General features: G+C 62.7%; 13 protein-coding genes and 2 tRNA genes. 7 read left to right on the top strand and 8 right to left on the bottom strand.

The features are described from left to right. Nucleotides 1-34 precede the first annotated feature (34 nt). Nucleotides 35-1,405 carry a phosphatase PAP2 family protein gene (locus ACELLULO517_RS09125; RefSeq protein ID WP_227307032.1) on the bottom strand — a complete coding sequence of 457 codons (1,371 nt, stop codon included), beginning with the start codon at nt 1,403-1,405 and terminating at the stop codon, nt 35-37. A gap of 195 nt (nt 1,406-1,600) precedes the next feature. After that, nucleotides 1,601-1,676, bottom strand: a tRNA-Asn gene (locus ACELLULO517_RS09120). A gap of 144 nt (nt 1,677-1,820) precedes the next feature. Between ACELLULO517_RS09120 and ACELLULO517_RS09115 the strand changes: the two genes are divergently transcribed. After that, nucleotides 1,821-1,904: transfer RNA gene (locus ACELLULO517_RS09115), tRNA-Leu, on the top strand. Between the two features lie 122 nt (nt 1,905-2,026). Then, entirely contained in the window at nt 2,027-3,109 is a 1,083-nt protein-coding gene (locus ACELLULO517_RS09110) for a zinc-binding metallopeptidase family protein (RefSeq protein ID WP_227307031.1), read from the top strand. Between the two features lie 78 nt (nt 3,110-3,187). Here the strand turns inward: ACELLULO517_RS09110 and ACELLULO517_RS09105 are convergent, their stop codons facing one another. The 3 genes from ACELLULO517_RS09105 to xylB all read right to left on the bottom strand — a co-directional run bounded on the left by ACELLULO517_RS09105 (nt 3,188) and on the right by xylB (nt 5,421). Further along, nucleotides 3,188-3,367, bottom strand: coding sequence for a CsbD family protein (locus tag ACELLULO517_RS09105; RefSeq protein WP_227307030.1), 180 nt, complete (start codon nt 3,365-3,367; stop codon nt 3,188-3,190). Nucleotides 3,368-3,550: 183 nt separating this feature from the next. Continuing rightward, on the bottom strand, nt 3,551-3,808 hold the full coding sequence (locus ACELLULO517_RS09100; RefSeq protein ID WP_227307029.1) for a GlsB/YeaQ/YmgE family stress response membrane protein: 258 nt from the start codon (nt 3,806-3,808) through the stop codon (nt 3,551-3,553). Nucleotides 3,809-3,954: 146 nt separating this feature from the next. Continuing rightward, on the bottom strand, nt 3,955-5,421 hold the full coding sequence (gene xylB / locus ACELLULO517_RS09095; RefSeq protein WP_227307028.1) for a xylulokinase: 1,467 nt from the start codon (nt 5,419-5,421) through the stop codon (nt 3,955-3,957). A gap of 503 nt (nt 5,422-5,924) precedes the next feature. On the opposite strand from xylB, the gene ACELLULO517_RS28895 reads away from it, so the two are divergent. The 3 genes from ACELLULO517_RS28895 to nagA all read left to right on the top strand — a co-directional run bounded on the left by ACELLULO517_RS28895 (nt 5,925) and on the right by nagA (nt 9,263). Next, nucleotides 5,925-6,623: a hypothetical protein gene (locus ACELLULO517_RS28895; protein ID WP_227307026.1), complete on the top strand. Its 699-nt coding sequence runs from the start codon at nt 5,925-5,927 to the stop codon at nt 6,621-6,623. Between the two features lie 202 nt (nt 6,624-6,825). Further along, nucleotides 6,826-8,118, top strand: coding sequence for an NAD(P)/FAD-dependent oxidoreductase (locus ACELLULO517_RS09085; RefSeq protein WP_227307025.1), 1,293 nt, complete (start codon nt 6,826-6,828; stop codon nt 8,116-8,118). Further along, nucleotides 8,115-9,263 carry an N-acetylglucosamine-6-phosphate deacetylase gene (gene nagA / locus ACELLULO517_RS09080; RefSeq protein WP_227307024.1) on the top strand — a complete coding sequence of 383 codons (1,149 nt, stop codon included), beginning with the start codon at nt 8,115-8,117 and terminating at the stop codon, nt 9,261-9,263. Before ACELLULO517_RS09085 ends, nagA begins: the two co-directional genes overlap by 4 nt. A gap of 50 nt (nt 9,264-9,313) precedes the next feature. Here nagA and ACELLULO517_RS09075 read toward each other — a convergent pair whose 3' ends face one another. The 3 genes from ACELLULO517_RS09075 to ACELLULO517_RS09065 form a co-directional block, all read right to left on the bottom strand. Then, nucleotides 9,314-10,657: a GntT/GntP/DsdX family permease gene (locus ACELLULO517_RS09075; RefSeq protein ID WP_227307023.1), complete on the bottom strand. Its 1,344-nt coding sequence runs from the start codon at nt 10,655-10,657 to the stop codon at nt 9,314-9,316. Nucleotides 10,658-10,731: 74 nt separating this feature from the next. Continuing rightward, nucleotides 10,732-11,157 (bottom strand): alternative ribosome rescue aminoacyl-tRNA hydrolase ArfB, encoded by a 426-nt coding sequence (arfB, locus tag ACELLULO517_RS09070; protein ID WP_227307022.1) that lies wholly within the window; start codon nt 11,155-11,157, stop codon nt 10,732-10,734. Between the two features lie 224 nt (nt 11,158-11,381). Next, nucleotides 11,382-12,434: a glycosyltransferase family 4 protein gene (locus ACELLULO517_RS09065; protein ID WP_227307021.1), complete on the bottom strand. Its 1,053-nt coding sequence runs from the start codon at nt 12,432-12,434 to the stop codon at nt 11,382-11,384. A 369-nt stretch (nt 12,435-12,803) separates the two neighbouring features. Here ACELLULO517_RS09065 and ACELLULO517_RS09060 point away from each other — a divergent pair, with 369 nt between their 5' ends. Together ACELLULO517_RS09060 and otsA are read left to right on the top strand one after the other, a co-directional pair. Next, a complete protein-coding gene (locus ACELLULO517_RS09060) occupies nt 12,804-14,651 on the top strand; it encodes an ABC transporter ATP-binding protein (protein ID WP_227307019.1) in 1,848 nt (615 codons plus the stop codon). A gap of 52 nt (nt 14,652-14,703) precedes the next feature. Beyond that, nucleotides 14,704-16,152, top strand: coding sequence for an alpha,alpha-trehalose-phosphate synthase (UDP-forming) (otsA, locus tag ACELLULO517_RS09055; protein WP_227307018.1), 1,449 nt, complete (start codon nt 14,704-14,706; stop codon nt 16,150-16,152). Nucleotides 16,153-16,273: the final 121 nt, after the last annotated feature.

The following is a 16,273-nucleotide window of genomic DNA, read 5'->3' as shown; positions in this document are numbered from 1 at the left end:
GCTGGCTTGGCTAAGACCAAGCCAGCCCGTGATTTCAATGCGTGGCAGTGGCTTTCGTCGCGGCCAGCGCCGCGGCCTCACCGCCGGCGGCATAGAGGTTAAGGCGCGAATAGACGCCGAAGGCGGAACCGTTATCCAGGAACCCGCCACCCGGACCTTCGGTCAGCGTCAGGATCTGATCGGCTTCCTGCAGGCTGAGGCTGGGGAAAGCGGTCGTCAGCAGATAGCCTGCTTCCGGCGCCAGTTTGGCGACATCTTCGATCTTGTCGGCGTTTTTAGGAAAGACGCCCGGCAGGCCGTAGGTCTGTGTCGAGGCATAGAAGGCAGCGTTATTGCCGGCATCGCTGAAGCGGCCGGTATCCGCATCCGCGCAAACAGCCATCGTATTGCCGCAGCCAGCTTCCAGCGCCTTGACCATATCGGCGCGCGCAGCCTTAACCGCGGCCTGGTAGTCTGTCACCGGTGCCGCGTGCTTGACGGTCTGGCCGAGATAGCCCGCGTCATTCGCCAGAAGATGGGCCATGTCATAGGTCGCCAGCGTACGGCCGCCGAGCACGTCCATCGCATAATGCGCACCGACGATGATGCGGTCGTTACCATATTCCGCGCCGCGCGCGATCATCTGCTGAAAGCGCTCCGGCACCAGCTCTGCCAGCAGGATGGCGCCCGTATAGCCGTAGGTCGTATGGCCGCTGGGGAAAGACGGGCTGTTGATGAGGTTCATCATCGGCCCGAAATTATAGACGGTATTGTCGGCCGGGGCGTTGAAATAGTCCGGCCCCACGATCGGACGGATGAATTTGATGGTCTGGAAGGGCCGCGAATCGCCGTATTTGTCGCCGTTCGGGCTTCCGGCCGGGAGGTTATAGGCCTTGCCGAAAATATCGACCTGGCCGTCGATATCCTTGAAAATGGCTTCCGCGTCGGCCGAAACCGCGGTCTTCCCGTCGGTCGTGCCATTGGCGAAGAAGAACTTGCCCGAGCCGGCGTCGGACGCGGTCAGGCTGATGCTATAGGCGATCAGTTCCGCCACGGCCGGCGACAGGCTGGTGAAGGTCTTGCGGTCGAGATAATGCGCGCGCGCCAGATAGGCCGAGCCGAGCGTCGTGCCCAGACCATCGGACAGTTCCGCCAGATTGCCCTCGGTGATGAAGACGTCGCGCAGCGCCTGTTGCTCCTGCGCTTCGAAGGGCAGCAAGGTCGGCTGTCGGATGACGCCGTGCTGGATGCCGGCCGTCACGGTATAGTCGGAGGCGAGGGCGGCCTGGCCGGCGGGCTTGTCCATCAGGGCGGAGACGGGGGCGAGCCCTTTCAGCACCGCGAGATTATTTGCCGTCTGCGCTTCCGCGGTCAGCGGAGCCAGCAGGCCGAAGGCGACGGCGCCCAGAAGCATTCTGCGTTTCACGGTCTCTTCCTTCAGTGCGACTTGACTGTCAGGGCTTAACACCATGGCGAAGCCACTTGGAGACCGGACGCCTGCCCAGGCGCGATTGCAACAAAAAGGTCGCAAATGCCTCGAAGGGCGACCGCGATAACGGCATCCTCATCACCCAGAAGCGGGATAATGCGATTTTCTATGAAGGAATGGGGAAAGGTGCCCTGGCTCCCGGAGTAGGACTCGAACCTACGACCGAGCGATTAACAGTCGCTTGCTCTACCAACTGAGCTATCCGGGAACAGCGGGCGGGGCACCCTATAGCGGAGGTGTCACGGCAGTGCAACGCCAGCGGAGGCAGGTTTTTCTGTGCAAAAAGCAGACCTCCCACCCGCATCTGTGCTGCCTTCACCTCTGCACCACACCGTGCTAGAGGGCTTTCGTCGCGAGAGTGGCGGAACGGTAGACGCAGTCGACTCAAAATCGACCGACGAAAGTCATGGGGGTTCGAATCCCCCCTCTCGCACCAACCCGCTAGCGGGTTATTCTGGTGAATTGCTGCGAAATTGTCTTCGGCCTGGGCTTTTATGCGCCGGGGGCCGACCCAAATCTTGGTCGTTTCGATCGATGCAGGATGTGGGGATAGACGCGGTGCAGCTTTTTCAATGCCAGGTTTGCAGCCAGCTGCTTTTTTTCGAGAATACGCTTTGCGAAAGCTGCGGGTCTCGGCTGGGCTATGATGCCGTCACGTCCCAGCTTGAGGCGGTGACTCAGACTGGTGACGTCTGGCTGCCGGCAGCGGGCGGACAGACGCAATATCGCTTTTGCGACAATGCCGAATATGGCGCCTGCAATTGGCTGATTTCTGCCGATTCGCCTGAGGGCTATTGTGCGGCCTGCCGCCATAATCGCACGATTCCGGCGCTGGGCGAGGGGGAAAACCTTCCGCAATGGCAGAAGCTGGAAATGGCGAAGCACCGCCTTTTCTACCAGCTCATCAAGCTGAAACTGCCCTTGCCAACCCAGGCCGAGAACCCGGAACACGGTCTGGCTTTCGATTTTCTGGCCGATCCGCTGGTCGCGGGGGCTCCGCGGGTTCTGACCGGTCATGACGATGGCCTGATCACCCTTAATCTTGCGGAAGCGGATGACGCCGCGCGGGAAAAGCTGCGCACCCAGATGGGCGAGCCCTATCGAACCCTGCTCGGTCATTTTCGGCATGAGATCGGGCATTTCTACTGGGATTTGCTCGTGCGTGACGGCCATCGGCTGGCGCAATGCCGCGCGGTCTTCGGCGATGACAGTCAGGATTACGGGCAGGCGCTACAGCGGCATTACCAGGACGGGGCGCCGGTCGGCTGGCAAAACGATTTCATTTCCCATTACGCGACCTCCCACCCTTGGGAGGATTTCGCCGAAACCTGGGCGCATTACCTGCACATCGCCGATACGCTTGAGACGGCGAAAGCCTTTGGCGTCGGCATCCATCCGATGAAGGCGAAGGATCCGGACCTTCACGCCGATATCACGCTGAACCCCTATGGGGTCGGCCCGGTCGAGGGGCTGATCGACGCCTGGCTGCCGCTCACCTTTGCGGTCAACAGCCTCAACCGCAGCATGGGAGTGGGCGACCTTTACCCCTTCATTCTCAGCCCCGCCGTCATTCAGAAGATGGATTTCATCCACCGCCTCGTCCAGGGGACGCTGCCCGAGGATCAGCCGGTCACGGCCTGACGCGATGGGCAGCCAGACACAAAAAGGCCGGCCGGGTTATCCCGGCCGGCCCATAAAGGCTTGGTCGCTTTTGTGAGCTTATTTCACGGCGTCGCGGACACTGTCCTTGGCACCGCCGTAAGCGTTCTGCACCTTGCCGCCGGCCTTCTCGACCTTGCCTTCGGCTTCCAGCTTGCGATCCCCGGTCACTTTGCCGGCCGCTTCCTTGACGGTGCCCTTGACCTGATGGCCGATGCCGGCCGCACGATCCTTGTCCATCTTTCTATCCTTTTTCACTGTGAGGAGGCTTGTGCTGAAACATCCTCCTGAACAGGAAATGGTGCCTGGATCGTCGAGATGAAGCCCCGATCCCGGCGTTCGGCGTCACGTCCGCGTGTGGCTTGGACATAAAAAAAACCGCCCATCCCTCTCGGGATAGACGGTTTTTTGTGAGGCTTAACCTCAGTAGCGGCGGCGTCCGAAAAACGCGTGATAGAGTACCAGCAGCACGATGGAGCCGATAACGGCGACGATCAGGCTATACAGATTGAAGCCGGTCACGCCATGGGCGCCGAAGGCATTGAAGATAAAGCCACCCACCAGCGCGCCGACGATCCCCAGCACGATATCCATGAAGAAGCCTTCGCCGGAGCGATTCACGATCTTGCTCGCGATAAAGCCGGCGATAAGGCCGAGTATGATCCAACCGATGATTGACATTGTGGTCCCCTGTTTTGGGCCAGGACACTCTTGCTCAAGGCCTGGCCGCCTGTGCGTGAACAAGGGCTTGACCGGCTCATCGTCAAGGGAGCGAGCCGGTCAAGCGCGCGAACGGAACAAAGCTGACGCGCCTAGTGGCGCCAATGTCACAGTGCGGGACGCTGCGCCTGTTTGATGGCGGGGTAAAGCGCACGATAGAGCGGCAGGCGCTTCTCATAGGCCGCTTGCAGAGCCGGATCCGGTGCAATCGCCGCCAGACGGCGCGGGGGCGTGCAAATCAGCAAGGGATCCTCACCCGTCGCCGCCAGACGGCCAAGTCGCGCGGCCCCGAACGCGGCGCCATGCTCGCCGTCGGCCAAGCTGTGCAGCGTGATACCCAAAACGGAGGCAAGGATCTTGATCCAGGTTGCGCTGCGCGACCCGCCGCCGATGACATCGGCCTCCGTCACCACCGTGCCGGCGGCCCGCAGAGCGTCCAGGCAATCCCGGAAGGAGAAGGCGACGCCTTCCAGCACGGCCTGTGTCAGCGACGCGCGGCTGGTCTCCTGCGACAATCCCATGAAGGCGCCGCGGATGCTGCCATCATTATGCGGTGTCCGCTCGCCGGACAGATAGGGCAGGAAGGTGACTTCGGACGGCGCTGCCGGCGTTTCGGGCAATGCCTGCAGAAGGGCAGCCTCCTTTTCGCCGGCGACGCCGCTCCACCAGGCCAGGCAGGCCGCAGCTGAAAGGGTCACGCCCATCTGGTGCCACAGGCCGGGTAGCGCATGACAAAAGGCATGGACGGTCGCTTCAGGATTGGGGCGGAACCGATCGGTCGTGGCCCATAGCACGCCCGAGGTGCCGAGAGAGAGAAACGCGCTTCCGGGGCGAATGGCGCCAAGCCCGACAGCGCCGGCGGCATTGTCGCCCGCGCCTCCGGCCAGCACTGGTGCGGTCGTCATGCCCCAGCGTGCGCAAAGCGATGCCGTCAGCTGGCCGGCCGCGTCGCTCCCTTCGACCAGGCGCGGCATGGCAGCGCGCGACAATCCGGTCGCGGCCAGGGCGGCGTCCGACCAGGCGCGGGCGCCGACATCCAGCCAAAGCGTTCCGGCCGCGTCCGACATCTCCTCGATCATCTCGCCCGTCAGACGATAGCGGAGATAGGCTTTCGGCAGCAGCACGGTACGCAGCCGGCCGAAAATCTCGGTCTCGTGCTTGCGCACCCAGAGAAGTTTTGGGGCCGTGAAGCCCGGCATGGCCGGGTTGCCGGCGACCTGCCTCAATGCGGGAAAGGATTCTTCCAGTTCGGCACATTCCGCCTCGCAGCGCGTGTCGTTCCACAGAATGGCGGGGCGCAAAGGCTCGCCCGCCTCATCCAGAAGGACGGCGCCGTGCATCTGTCCGGAAAGCCCAATGCCGCGGACGGAGGCCATTTCCGACTTATGAGTCTGTGCCAGGGCATCCAGGCCCCGCAGGGTTGCCTGCCACCAATCCTCGGGATTCTGCTCGCTCCAACCCGGTTGTGGTCGTGAGACGGACAGAGACTCGGTGTGGCTTGCGCGGACGGTCTCGGTCTCATCGACGAGAACCACTTTGATTCCGGACGTGCCAAGGTCGATCCCAAGATACATGCCGTTCCCCTATTGAGCTTTGTTTGTCTGCTCAGCCGATAACAGAACGGCGCGCAGCAGGGGAGGCGGATTCATGGCGCGGATCAGTTTCGCGCAACGGTGGGCCGAGTGGCTAAAATTTGTGCAATGCAGCAAAATGATAATTTTGCGTCAGGGCGGAAGCGCGGATGGAGTGTGTTGTCTTGATCACAGAGTTGAGAGTATGCCGCGTTGCGGGAGAAATTTTGCAATCCCTTGTTGCTGTGCAGCAAGCGGACCACTAAAGATTTCAGCTGGTTAATGTCCAGTTCAGAGATTTCAGGCATTTTGTGTGCAACCCGGTTCAGGTCGGGTCATTTATTGCGGAGATGACGGCTATGAGCGGCATGACGACAGTCAACGGCGCAACGGTACCGAACAACTATTCTACCTCTACCGCTGCGTTTGAGACCTATTTTAACTCACAGACCACGGCTGTGGTGTTCAGCGCGGCCGGGGCGGTTACGGCCCCTGGTCCGGCTGTTGTGGCGACCACAAATGCTGCGCTGACCATTTCCGGCGCGACCGCTGTGGCCGATACGTCTGGCGGCGGCAACACGATCACCACCACCACCAACACCGCCGTCTTCGCGGCGCCGAACGACACCATCACGGCTGCCACAGGTTCGACCACGCTGTTCGGTGCGGATTCCGGTCAGACGACCTTCTCCTTCGGCGGCACCGGCACGTCCATCATGGGCGGCGCTGGCCCCATCGTCGGCAGCGTCTCCGGCGCCAACAGCACCCTCATCGGTGGCACGGGCGTCAGCATCTTCTCGGTGACCGGTTCCAACGCCGTTGTCGTGGCCGGTATTTCCGGTAGCACGACCGCCGATCTGTCCGGCTCGACCGGTCCGGAAACGATTTCGACGAATCCGTTCGGTGGCGATGCGACGATGATGGTCACCCTCGGCAGCGGCGCCGACACCATGATCGGTGGCGCTGGCGCCTCCACCGTCACGGCCGGTTCCGGCAATGACGTCTTCGCCTTCGTTAAGGGCAGCGTTCCTTCGACTGAAGTCATCATCGGCTTCAATTCCAAGGACAACGTTGCCTTCAGCGGCTATGGCTATGCGGCCGGCGCCACCCCGACGGAAACCCTTACCAGCGCTGGTGACGTGCTGACGCTCACCGACGGCACGACGATTACGCTGGCTGGTCTGGACCACAAGCTCTGGTCTTAACTGACCTAGGCTTCCGCCGGCCCAAGATATCGGGCCGGTTCTTCTGTAAAATGCCCGCGACGGTGTCGCGGGCATTTTGCTGTCTGGCCTCTGCTTGGCCGATGGCGCGGTCATCGGCGGGCCGCGTGATGCAACGCCCCTCTATCGCAGAGGCTGAGGCGGGCGTTAGGGTGGCGCCTCAATCGCGCATACGATAGGCCTTATGTCTGCACATACCGAAAAGCCCCTGCCGCCCAGCCTCTACGCGGAAACGGCGATTCCGCCGCTTAATCTGCCGCCGCTGGAGGGGGAAACCCACGCGTCGGTCGTCGTCATTGGCGGCGGCATTACAGGTCTTTCATCGGCTCTCCATCTCGCCGAGCGTGGCGTCAATATTCTCCTTCTTGAGGCGCAGCAGCCGGGTTTCGGTGCCTCTGGTCGCAATGGCGGGCAGGTCAATCCGGGGCTGAAGCCCGACCCCAAGGATGTCGAAGGCGATTTCGGAGACCTTGGCCAGCGCATGGTGAGGTTTTCCTATGCCGCGCCGGAAGCTCTGTTTCGGCTGGTCGAGCGTCACCAGATTCGCTGTGAGGCGCAGCAGGGCGGGACCTTGCGGGCGGCAACCACCGCGAAGACGCTGGTAGGGCTGGAGGCGCTGGCCGCCCAGTATCAGGCGCGCGGTTTGACAGCGGCACTCCTGGACCGGGACGCATCCGCCGTCGCCACGGGCACCAATCGCTATCAAGGCATTCTGCGGGATCCGACCGGCGGTTCGGTCAATCCGCTCGGTTATTCCCGTGGCCTTGCCCGTGCCGCCATTGCGGCCGGCGCGCGCATTTATGCCAATAGCCCGGCGACCAAGCTCGCGCGTCAGCCCGGCGGCGGCTGGCTGGTGTCGACACCGGCCGGGCAGGTCAAGGCCGATCGCATCGTCATCGGCACCAATGGCTATACCGGTGACCTTTGGCCCGGTTTGCGTCAGTCCATCGTGCCGGTGTGGTCCGGCATCACGGCGACGGAGCCGCTGTCCGACGCCCAGTTGAAGCAGGTCATGCCCGGCGGTGGCGTATTGTATGAACTCGGCTCTATCACCGTCTATTACCGAGTCGATGCGACGAACCGTCTTCTCATGGGTGGCCGCAGCAAACTGAGCGAGATGCGCGGCCCGGCCGTTTTCGGCTTTCTGCAAACCTATGCGGAGAAGCTTTGGCCTAGCTTGCGCGGCATTCGTTGGAGCCATGGCTGGAACGGCCAGTTGGGGATGACATCCGACCATTATCCGCATCTGCATGAGCCTGAGCCCGATGTGCTGATCGCACTCGGCTATAATGGTCGCGGCGTTGCCATGGCGACCGCCATGGGCGGCATCATCGCGCGTCGCATCGGCGGTGAGCCGGTGGACGGGCTGGATATGCCGATGACCGATCTCAAGCCGATTCCCTTCCACGCCTTCTGGCCGCTGGCGGTGCAGGGTCGTCTGGCCTGGGGCCGCATGAAGGATAGTTTGGGCCTATGAGCGCGCGGGAATTTCTGACCGGCGGCCGGGTCCTCACGGAAGACGGGCTTTCGTCCGGCCTGGGTCTGCTGATCGAGGGCGGCGTGATTCTCGATCTTTTGCCGGAGAGCAGCGATACTGCTGCCGCCACCAGACGGCTGCCGGAGGGCAGCATTCTGGCCCCTGGCTTCATCGACATTCAGGTGAATGGCGGCGGTGGCGTTCTGTTCAATGAAACGCCGACTGTGGACGGTGCGCTCGCCATCGCGGCCGCGCATCGCCGCTTCGGCACGACCTCGCTGCTGCCGACCATCATCACCGACCGTGCCGAGGTCATGCAGGCCGGCGCGGCGGCGGCCCGTGCGGCGATGCTTCGCCCCAAAAGCGGCATCGCCGGTGTTCATCTCGAAGGCCCTTTCATCAGCCCTCGTCGGCCGGGCGTGCATGATCCGGCGCGGATTCGCGCCATGGATCAGGCAGACGCCGATTGGCTGGCGGCACAGGCCGATGGCCTGCCGATGCTTCTCACCATCGCGCCGGAGGAGGTCGCGGACGATCACCTGCGGCAATTGGCCAAGGCGGGCGTGGTGCTGAGCGCCGGTCATACCGCGGCTTCCGCCGAACGAATCGGCCAGGCGATCGGTTTCGGGTTGCGTGCTTTCACGCATCTCTTCAACGCGATGCCGCCCTTGGCTGGGCGTGAGCCTGGGCCGGTCGGTGCCGCTTTGCTTGACCGGACCGCCTGGTGCGGATTGATCGTCGATGGCGTGCATGTTCATCCCGTCTCGCTGGGCGCGGCGCTGGCCGCGCGTCCGCTTGATCGGATGGTCTTGGTGACGGATGCAATGAGCGTCCTTGGCACGGATGCCGATGGCTTCGATCTCTATGGACAGCGCATTCTTCGCCGCCATGGGCGGCTGGAGCGTGAGGACGGCACGCTTGCCGGTGCCGATCTTGATATGGCAACGGCGGTCAGGAATTCGGTCGAGATGCTAGGCTGCCCGGTGGAGCAGGCGCTGCGCATGGCCGCGACCTATCCGGCTGCGCTCATGCGTCTTGCGGATCGCGGAATGATCGCGCCGGGGCTGCGTGCGGATTTGGTCTTGCTGACGGACGGCTTGCAGCCGATCGGTACCTGGCTGGAAGGCGATTGGTCTGCCGCCTGACTGACGGGCAGGCGGGACGGGCAAGCTTAGCCCGACCCGCCTGATCCAGATCAGGCTCCGACGGCCGACAGGATCAGCACCATCGCCAGCGCGCCGACCGAGAGGATGGTCTCCAGAACCGACCAGCTTTTGAGCGTCTGCTCCACGGTCATATTCAAATACTGCTTCACCAGCCAAAAGCCGCCGTCATTGACATGGCTGAAGATCAGGGATCCGGCGCCGGTTGCCAGAACCAGCAGCGCCGTATTCGCGTCCGGCGCATGGGCCGCGATCGGTGCCACGATGCCGGCCGAGGTGATCATGGCGACCGTGGAAGATCCGACCGCGAGGCGGACAACGGCCGCAAGCAGCCAGGCCAGAAGCAATAGCGATACATGCGCGCTGAGCGCCACGGTGACGATGGCGTGCGACACGCCGCTGTCGATCAGCACGCGGCCGAAGCCGCCGCCGGCACCGATCAGCAGGGTGATCATGGCGGTCGGCGCCAGGCAGTCATTGGTGAATTTCAGGATCGTTTCCCGCGTCATGCCGCGCATCAGGCCCAGCGTATAGAAGCTGAGAATAACGGCGAGCAGCAGCGAGATATCGGCATTGCCGATGAAATTGAGCAGGATAAACAGGCCCGAGCCCGGTGACGTGAAGACATCGGCGAAACTGCCCAGCAGCATCAGAATGACGGGCAGGAGCACCGTCAGCAGGGTGATGCCGAAGCCCGGCAATTGAGCGTCCGGGATATGGTTGAGGAACTGCTCCGCCAGCGGGTTTTCGGCCGGCAGCGGCGTACGCGGGCCGATGAACATGGCATAGACCGGGCCAGCGAGGATCGCGGCCGGAATGCCGACGATGAGCGCGAGCAGGATCGTTTTGCCGATATCGGCGTGGAAGGCTTGCAGCGCCAGCATCGCCGCCGGATGCGGCGGCATCAGCCCATGCACGGCGGAAAGGCCGGCGACGAGAGGAAGTGCGACCAGCAGAAGCGGACGGCCGGTGTTCTTCGCGACGTTGAAAGCGATCGGGATCAGCAGCACGAAGCCGACCTCGAAGAAGACCGGCAGGCCGACGAGGATGCCGATGAACAGCATGGCCCAATGCACGTTATTGGGTCCGAACCAGCGGATCAGCGTGTTTGCGATCTGTGCCGCGCCGCCTGATTCGGCCAGCATTTTGCCCAGCATGGTGCCGAGCGCGATGATGATCGCGATATGGCCCAGCGAATTGCCGACGCCCGTCTCGAAGGACTTGACCACCTTGTCCGCCGGCATGCCGGCGGCGAGTGCCATGGCCAGCGAGACGACGAAGATCACGATGAAAGGGTTGAGCTTGAAACGCGCGATCAGAATGATCAGCGCCAGAACGGCAATGACGGCTAAGCCGACGGCATAGGCGGGGGGCATCTACGTTTCTCCGGGTCGTTATCCTTGCCCGGACATTCCACGCCTGCGCTATCTAAAGCAATGGCGTGCCCGTCTCAGCCGTCCAGCGGTTTGCCACGCATCCGTTTGACACCGCTACGCAGCGCCTTGCCGTCCAGGCGTCGCTTCTGGCTGCCGAGCGTCGGTCTGGTCGGACGGCGCTTGCGCTGAACTTCAGCGGCTTTGGCGAGTAAAGCGACCAGCCGCGCCAGCGCCTCTTCCTTGTTGCGGATCTGGCTGCGATGGGTCTGCGCAAAAATCACGATGACGCCGTCTTGGGTCATGCGCTGCCCGGCCTCGGTCTGCAGTCGGCGCAGGAAGCCGGACGACGGTTCTTCCAGCTTTGTGCTGTCGAAGCGCAGTTCCACCGCGGTCGAAACCTTGTTCACATTCTGCCCGCCCGGCCCCGAGGCAAGGACGAAGCGGAAGGTCAGGTCGTCTTCGTCGATCGACAGGGACGCGGTGATGGGGATGCGGGCCATGAACGGTCTTACGGGAGTGGACTCAAACGAAAAGGGACGCCGGTTTGACCCGGCGCCCCTGTCTTCTAGAGCGTTTCCTGCTCGTTTACACTCACAGATACCGCTCTAGATTATTGCTTTTCGAGCATCTTCACACAGTCAGATAATTCCATCTGACTGTGATCTGCTCTACCGCTAAGGCAGCGAAAGCGCTGCCCCGAATCTGGTCTCAGCGGAATTCCGTCTTAGCTGACGACGCGCAGTTGGGCGCGGGGCCGGGCAGCCATTTCCTCGTAAACCGAGACGTAGTCCTCTGCCATCCGGCGGGCGCTGAAGCGCTCTTCGAAACGTGCCCGCACCGCATTGCGGTCCAGTTCACCCAGCCGGTTGACGGCGCGCACGGCGTCGGTCTCGTCGCGGGTGATGAAACCGGTCAGCCCGTCTTCGATCACTTCGGGCACGGACCCGCGTTCATAAGTGATGACCGGCGTGCCGCAAGCCATGGCTTCGATCATCACCAGACCGAAGGGCTCCGGCCAGTCGATCGGGAAGATCAGCGCGTGGGCTGCCGACAAAAAGTCGGGCTTCTGCATTTCGTTGATCTCACCGATGAATTCGACATGCGGCTGCTTCAGGAGCGGTTTGATGATCTCATCGAAATATTCCTGATCGGCGGTATCGACCTTGGCGGCGATCTTCACGCGCATCCCGGCCTTGCCCGCGATGTGGATTGCCTTGTCCACACCCTTCTCCGGCGAAACGCGGCCAAGAACGGCCAAGTAGTCCTGCTTCACATTGCGTGGCGTCAGGATATTCGTCGGCAGACCATGATGCACGGTCCGCACCCAGTTCAGGTTTGGCACCGGTGCGCGCTGGCTGTCGGAAATCGAGACCAGCGGGACCTTCGGGAAAGCGCCGTAGATATCGACAAATTCCGGAAGATCGAGGCGACCATGGATCGTCGTCACGAAGGGCGTCGGCTGGCGGGAGAACAGCGAGAAGGGCAGATAGTCATTGTGGAAGTGGATGACATCGAACTCGTCCACCCGGTCACGAATGGCTTCCATCATCTTCATATGCGGCGCCATGCGGTCGCGGATATTCGGGTCCAGACGCAGCGCTTCCTCGCACATCGGCTCCAATTTGGCCGCGGTGCGGCTGTCGCCACTGGCAAAGAGCGTCACCTCATGACCTTGGGCGACCAGTTCTTCGGTCAGGAAGGAGACCACGCGCTCCGTTCCACCGTATAGACGCGGCGGCACGGCTTCATAGAGAGGGGAGACCTGGGCAATACGCATCGTCAAACTCTCCTGAAGGCCGGCACCAATCCTCTGGTTCAAAGGAGGACGCGGCGACATTCGTTAGCTTCTAATGAGATAGCGGCAACACTTAATAATTTAGTTCAGATCCCTGAACTTCAGCCTAAAGCATCGTCACCGAATGTGGCGAAATCTCGGCGCTAAAGCTTTGAAATATAGGCAATCACGCGAAACACGCCCTATTTCCGCTACGATCTGTGTCTAGCTTCACCCTCAACCCGATGTGATGGGCATCGCGCTTCGATGCACACCACTTGGGAAAGCTAAGGGCTCCTGACGAGATCACGCGGACGGATCAACGACTTTTTCTGGAAAGTTGATCAGTCTGCTGAAATGAGGGTGACGGCTATGCAGGGTTTCACGCGGTCTTCGGATCATACCACACAGGGCGACGCTGATTTCGGCACCACGACCGCACGCCAGACGGCGACGCTTTTGGGGCTGCGCGCGAAGCCGATCCGCTTTCTGATGCATTTTGCCGCGCGCCACCCGGTGGCGCATGCCGGCGTGCTCTTATCAGTGCTGGTCGCGGTTCTCTGCTCGGTTTTGACCCAGTATGGGCTGAAGAATGTGGTCGACGCCGTCTCCCACGGGCATGGCCCGGCGGCGCTGCGTGGCGTCTGGATCGCCTTCGGCATGCTGGCCGTGCTGATCGCGGCCGATAATCTCATGTGGCGCGTCGGCGGCTGGATCGCAGCCAAGCTCTTCGTGCAGGTGACGGGCGATGTACGCCGCGACCTCTTCAATCATCTGGCCGGCCACTCGCCCAGCTATTTCGCGGACCGTCTGCCCGGCACCTTGGCTGGCCGCGTGACGGCGACCTCCAACGCGGTCTTCACCACCGAAAACACCTTGGCCTGGAACATCCTGCCGCCGGTCGTGGCCGTGATCTTCTCCATCGCTTTGGTCACCTCGGTGAACCCGTTGATGGCCTTCGTGATGGCTGCCATCAGCGCTGGCCTGGCCCTGATCATTTTCTTCCTGGCGCGCAAAGGCGGCCCGCTCCATCGCTCCTATGCCGGTTCGGCCGCGCGGGTGGATGGCGAGCTTGTCGACGTCATCGGCAATATCGCCGTGGTCCGTGCCTTCGGTGCGACCTTCCGGGAGAGCAAGCGTATCGCCGAGACGGTCGGCGAGGAAATGTCGGCGCGCCATAACAGCCTGAAATACCTGGAAAAGCTGCGCCTTCTGCATGCCGTGATCACGGCCATGTTCTCGGCCGGCGTGATGGCCTGGGTGGTCATCCTCTGGAGCCAAGGCAAGGCGACGCCCGGCGATATCGTGCTGGTCGGCTCGCTCTGCTTCACCATCCTGCACGGCACGCGTGACCTTGCCGTCGCCCTGGTCGACCTCACCCAGCATGTCGCTCGCCTGGAAGAAGCGACCGCCACCCTGCTTCTGCCGCATGCTCTGCCGGATGCGCCCCAGGCTCGTCCCTTGCTGCTGACCGCCGGCGGCGTTGCCTTTGACGATGTCCGCTTCGCCTATCCGGGCCGTCCGGAAGTGCTGAAGGGCGTGTCGCTGGCGATCCAGCCTGGGCAACGCGTCGGCCTGGTCGGCTCCTCCGGGGCTGGCAAGTCCACCATCCTCAGCCTCATGCAGCGCTTCTATGACCCGAGCGAGGGCCGCATCCTGATCGACGGGCAGGATATCAGCCGCGTGACCCAGGAAAGCCTGCGCCAGGGCATGGCCGTGGTGCCGCAGGACATCTCGCTCTTCCATCGCACGGTGCTGGAAAATATCCGCTACGCGCGTCCCAATGCGACGACGGCGGAAGTGCTCCACGCGGCCGAACTCGCCCGTTGCCGCGACTTTATCGAGGCGCTGCCGGAAGGGTTCGAGACCGTCGTCGGCGACCGCGGCACCAAGCTGTCGGGTGGCCAGCGCCAGCGGATCGCGATCGCTCGCGCCATTCTCAAGAATGCCCCCTTGCTGCTGCTGGATGAGGCGACATCCGCGCTCGACACCGAATCCGAGCAGGCGATCCAGAGCGCGCTCGACACGCTTATGGAAGGCCGCACGGTGGTTGCCATCGCTCACCGCCTTTCCACGCTGCGTAACTTCGACCGCATCATCGTCATGGCCAATGGCGACGTGGTGGATGACGGTTCGCCGACCGAACTCGCCAACCGCGCCGGTCCCTATCGCGATCTGCTGGCAAGGCAGAACGTGATCCCGATGCCGCGCGCCGCGTGAGCCTGCCCGCCTTCCCTCCGATCCGACCGCTTGATCCAAGGAATCGATAGCGATGGATGAGACCATTTTCGGCCGGGCATTGACGGAGCTGCGCGATGTCGCAGCCGGCTCGCTCGCCCAGGCCGAAACCGGCAGGCTGATCGTCGTCTCCAACCGTGTCGCCCCGATCGAGGAAGGCCAGCCCACGGCCGGCGGTCTCGCTGCCGGGGTGCTCGACGCGCTGCAGACTATGGGCGGCCTTTGGATCGGGTGGAGCGGTGAGATTTCGGCTGAAGGTAGCCGCATCCTGCCGGAGAAGCAGAAGGGAAAAATTCGCCTCCAGACGCTCGATTTCGCCGAGGCCGACTATCAGCAATATTATCGCGGTTTCGCGAACTCCGCACTTTGGCCGGTCCTGCATTACCGCTCGGCGCTCGCGCGCTTTTCACGCAGCGATTACGCCGGCTACCGCCGGGTGAATGAGCTGTTTGCCAATGCCGTCGCCGATGCGCTGGCGCCGCAGGATGTGGTCTGGGCGCATGATTACCATCTCCTCGGCCTGGCAGCCGCGCTGCGCGAGAAGGGTATCACCAACAGGCTTGGCATCTTCCTGCACACGCCTTTCCCGGCGGCAGCCGTGTTCATGACGATTCCGGTCCATGCCGATCTTGCCCGCGCGCTCTGCCAATATGATCTCATCGGTTTCCAGACCGAATCCGACCGTCGTGCCTTCGAGGATTACGTGCTGCGGGAGGCCGACGGACATCTTCTGCCCGGCCGTGCGCTCATGGCCTTCGGTCGCGTGGTCCGCACCGGCGTCTATCCCATTGGCGTGCAGACCGAGGAAATCCGCGAACAGGCAGAGCCGCCGGCGGATTGCCCGCAAATGGCGCGTCTTCATCGCTCCATCGGTGAGAGCAAGCTCATCATCAGTGTGGACCGGCTGGATTACTCCAAGGGTCTCAACGAGCGGTTCCTCGCCTATGAGCGCTTCCTGGAACAAAATGAGAGCCGCCGCGGTAGTGTGACTTTCCTGCAGATCGCGCCGCCCTCGCGCAGCGATGTCGAAACCTACCGGGAAATCCGGCTGGAACTGGAACGCGAGGCCGGGCGCATCAACGGCCGCTTTGCGGAGCTTGACTGGACACCGCTGCGCTACCTGAACAAAGGCTTCGCGCGGCAGATGCTGATGCCCATGTATGCGCGGGCCGATATTGGTCTTGTCACGCCGATGCGGGACGGCATGAACCTCGTCGCCAAGGAATTCGTGGCGGCGCAGAACCCGATCGACCCGGGCGTGTTGGTGCTGTCGCAATTCGCCGGCGCAGCCTGCGAGTTGAAGGCGGCCCTTCTCGTCAATCCGCATGATCCGGACGAGATCGCGGCGGCGCTGGAGCGGGCGCTCTCGATGCCCCTGTCCGAAAGGCGGGAGCGTCATGCAGAGATGATGGCCGTGCTCCGCCGCAACAGCCTCACCGTCTGGCGGGACCGCTTCCTGGGCGATCTCAAGGGACGCGCCTGACGGGGATGGCCTTGGCCGCGTGGTACCGCCCAAGGCCGTTGCCTTTCTTATACAAAGCTTACATGGGCGCCCCAAAACTGCCGTGATCGGCGCGCCATATGACAGTTCCACTACTCTTGTT

It is taken from the genome of Acidisoma cellulosilyticum (genome assembly GCF_020621385.1).
Taxonomy (GTDB): domain Bacteria; phylum Pseudomonadota; class Alphaproteobacteria; order Acetobacterales; family Acetobacteraceae; genus Acidisoma; species Acidisoma cellulosilyticum.
The sequence above is the reverse complement of the archived record's forward strand: the minus strand, read 5'-3'. Positions and strand labels throughout refer to the sequence as shown.

Bases quoted from the DNA above. Each gene is read 5' to 3' on its own strand.
- ACELLULO517_RS09105 (WP_227307030.1), bottom strand. From the start codon at position 3,367: ATGGACAAGGATCGTGCGGCCGGCATCGGCCATCAGGTCAAGGGCACC.
- ACELLULO517_RS09100 (WP_227307029.1), bottom strand. From the start codon at position 3,808: ATGTCAATCATCGGTTGGATCATACTCGGCCTTATCGCCGGCTTTATC.
- xylB (WP_227307028.1), bottom strand. From the start codon at position 5,421: ATGTATCTTGGGATCGACCTTGGCACGTCCGGAATCAAAGTGGTTCTC.
- ACELLULO517_RS09085 (WP_227307025.1), top strand. From the start codon at position 6,826: ATGTCTGCACATACCGAAAAGCCCCTGCCGCCCAGCCTCTACGCGGAA.
- nagA (WP_227307024.1), top strand. From the start codon at position 8,115: ATGAGCGCGCGGGAATTTCTGACCGGCGGCCGGGTCCTCACGGAAGAC.
- ACELLULO517_RS09075 (WP_227307023.1), bottom strand. From the start codon at position 10,657: ATGCCCCCCGCCTATGCCGTCGGCTTAGCCGTCATTGCCGTTCTGGCG.
- arfB (WP_227307022.1), bottom strand. From the start codon at position 11,157: ATGGCCCGCATCCCCATCACCGCGTCCCTGTCGATCGACGAAGACGAC.
- ACELLULO517_RS09065 (WP_227307021.1), bottom strand. From the start codon at position 12,434: ATGCGTATTGCCCAGGTCTCCCCTCTCTATGAAGCCGTGCCGCCGCGT.
- ACELLULO517_RS09060 (WP_227307019.1), top strand. From the start codon at position 12,804: ATGCAGGGTTTCACGCGGTCTTCGGATCATACCACACAGGGCGACGCT.
- otsA (WP_227307018.1), top strand. From the start codon at position 14,704: ATGGATGAGACCATTTTCGGCCGGGCATTGACGGAGCTGCGCGATGTC.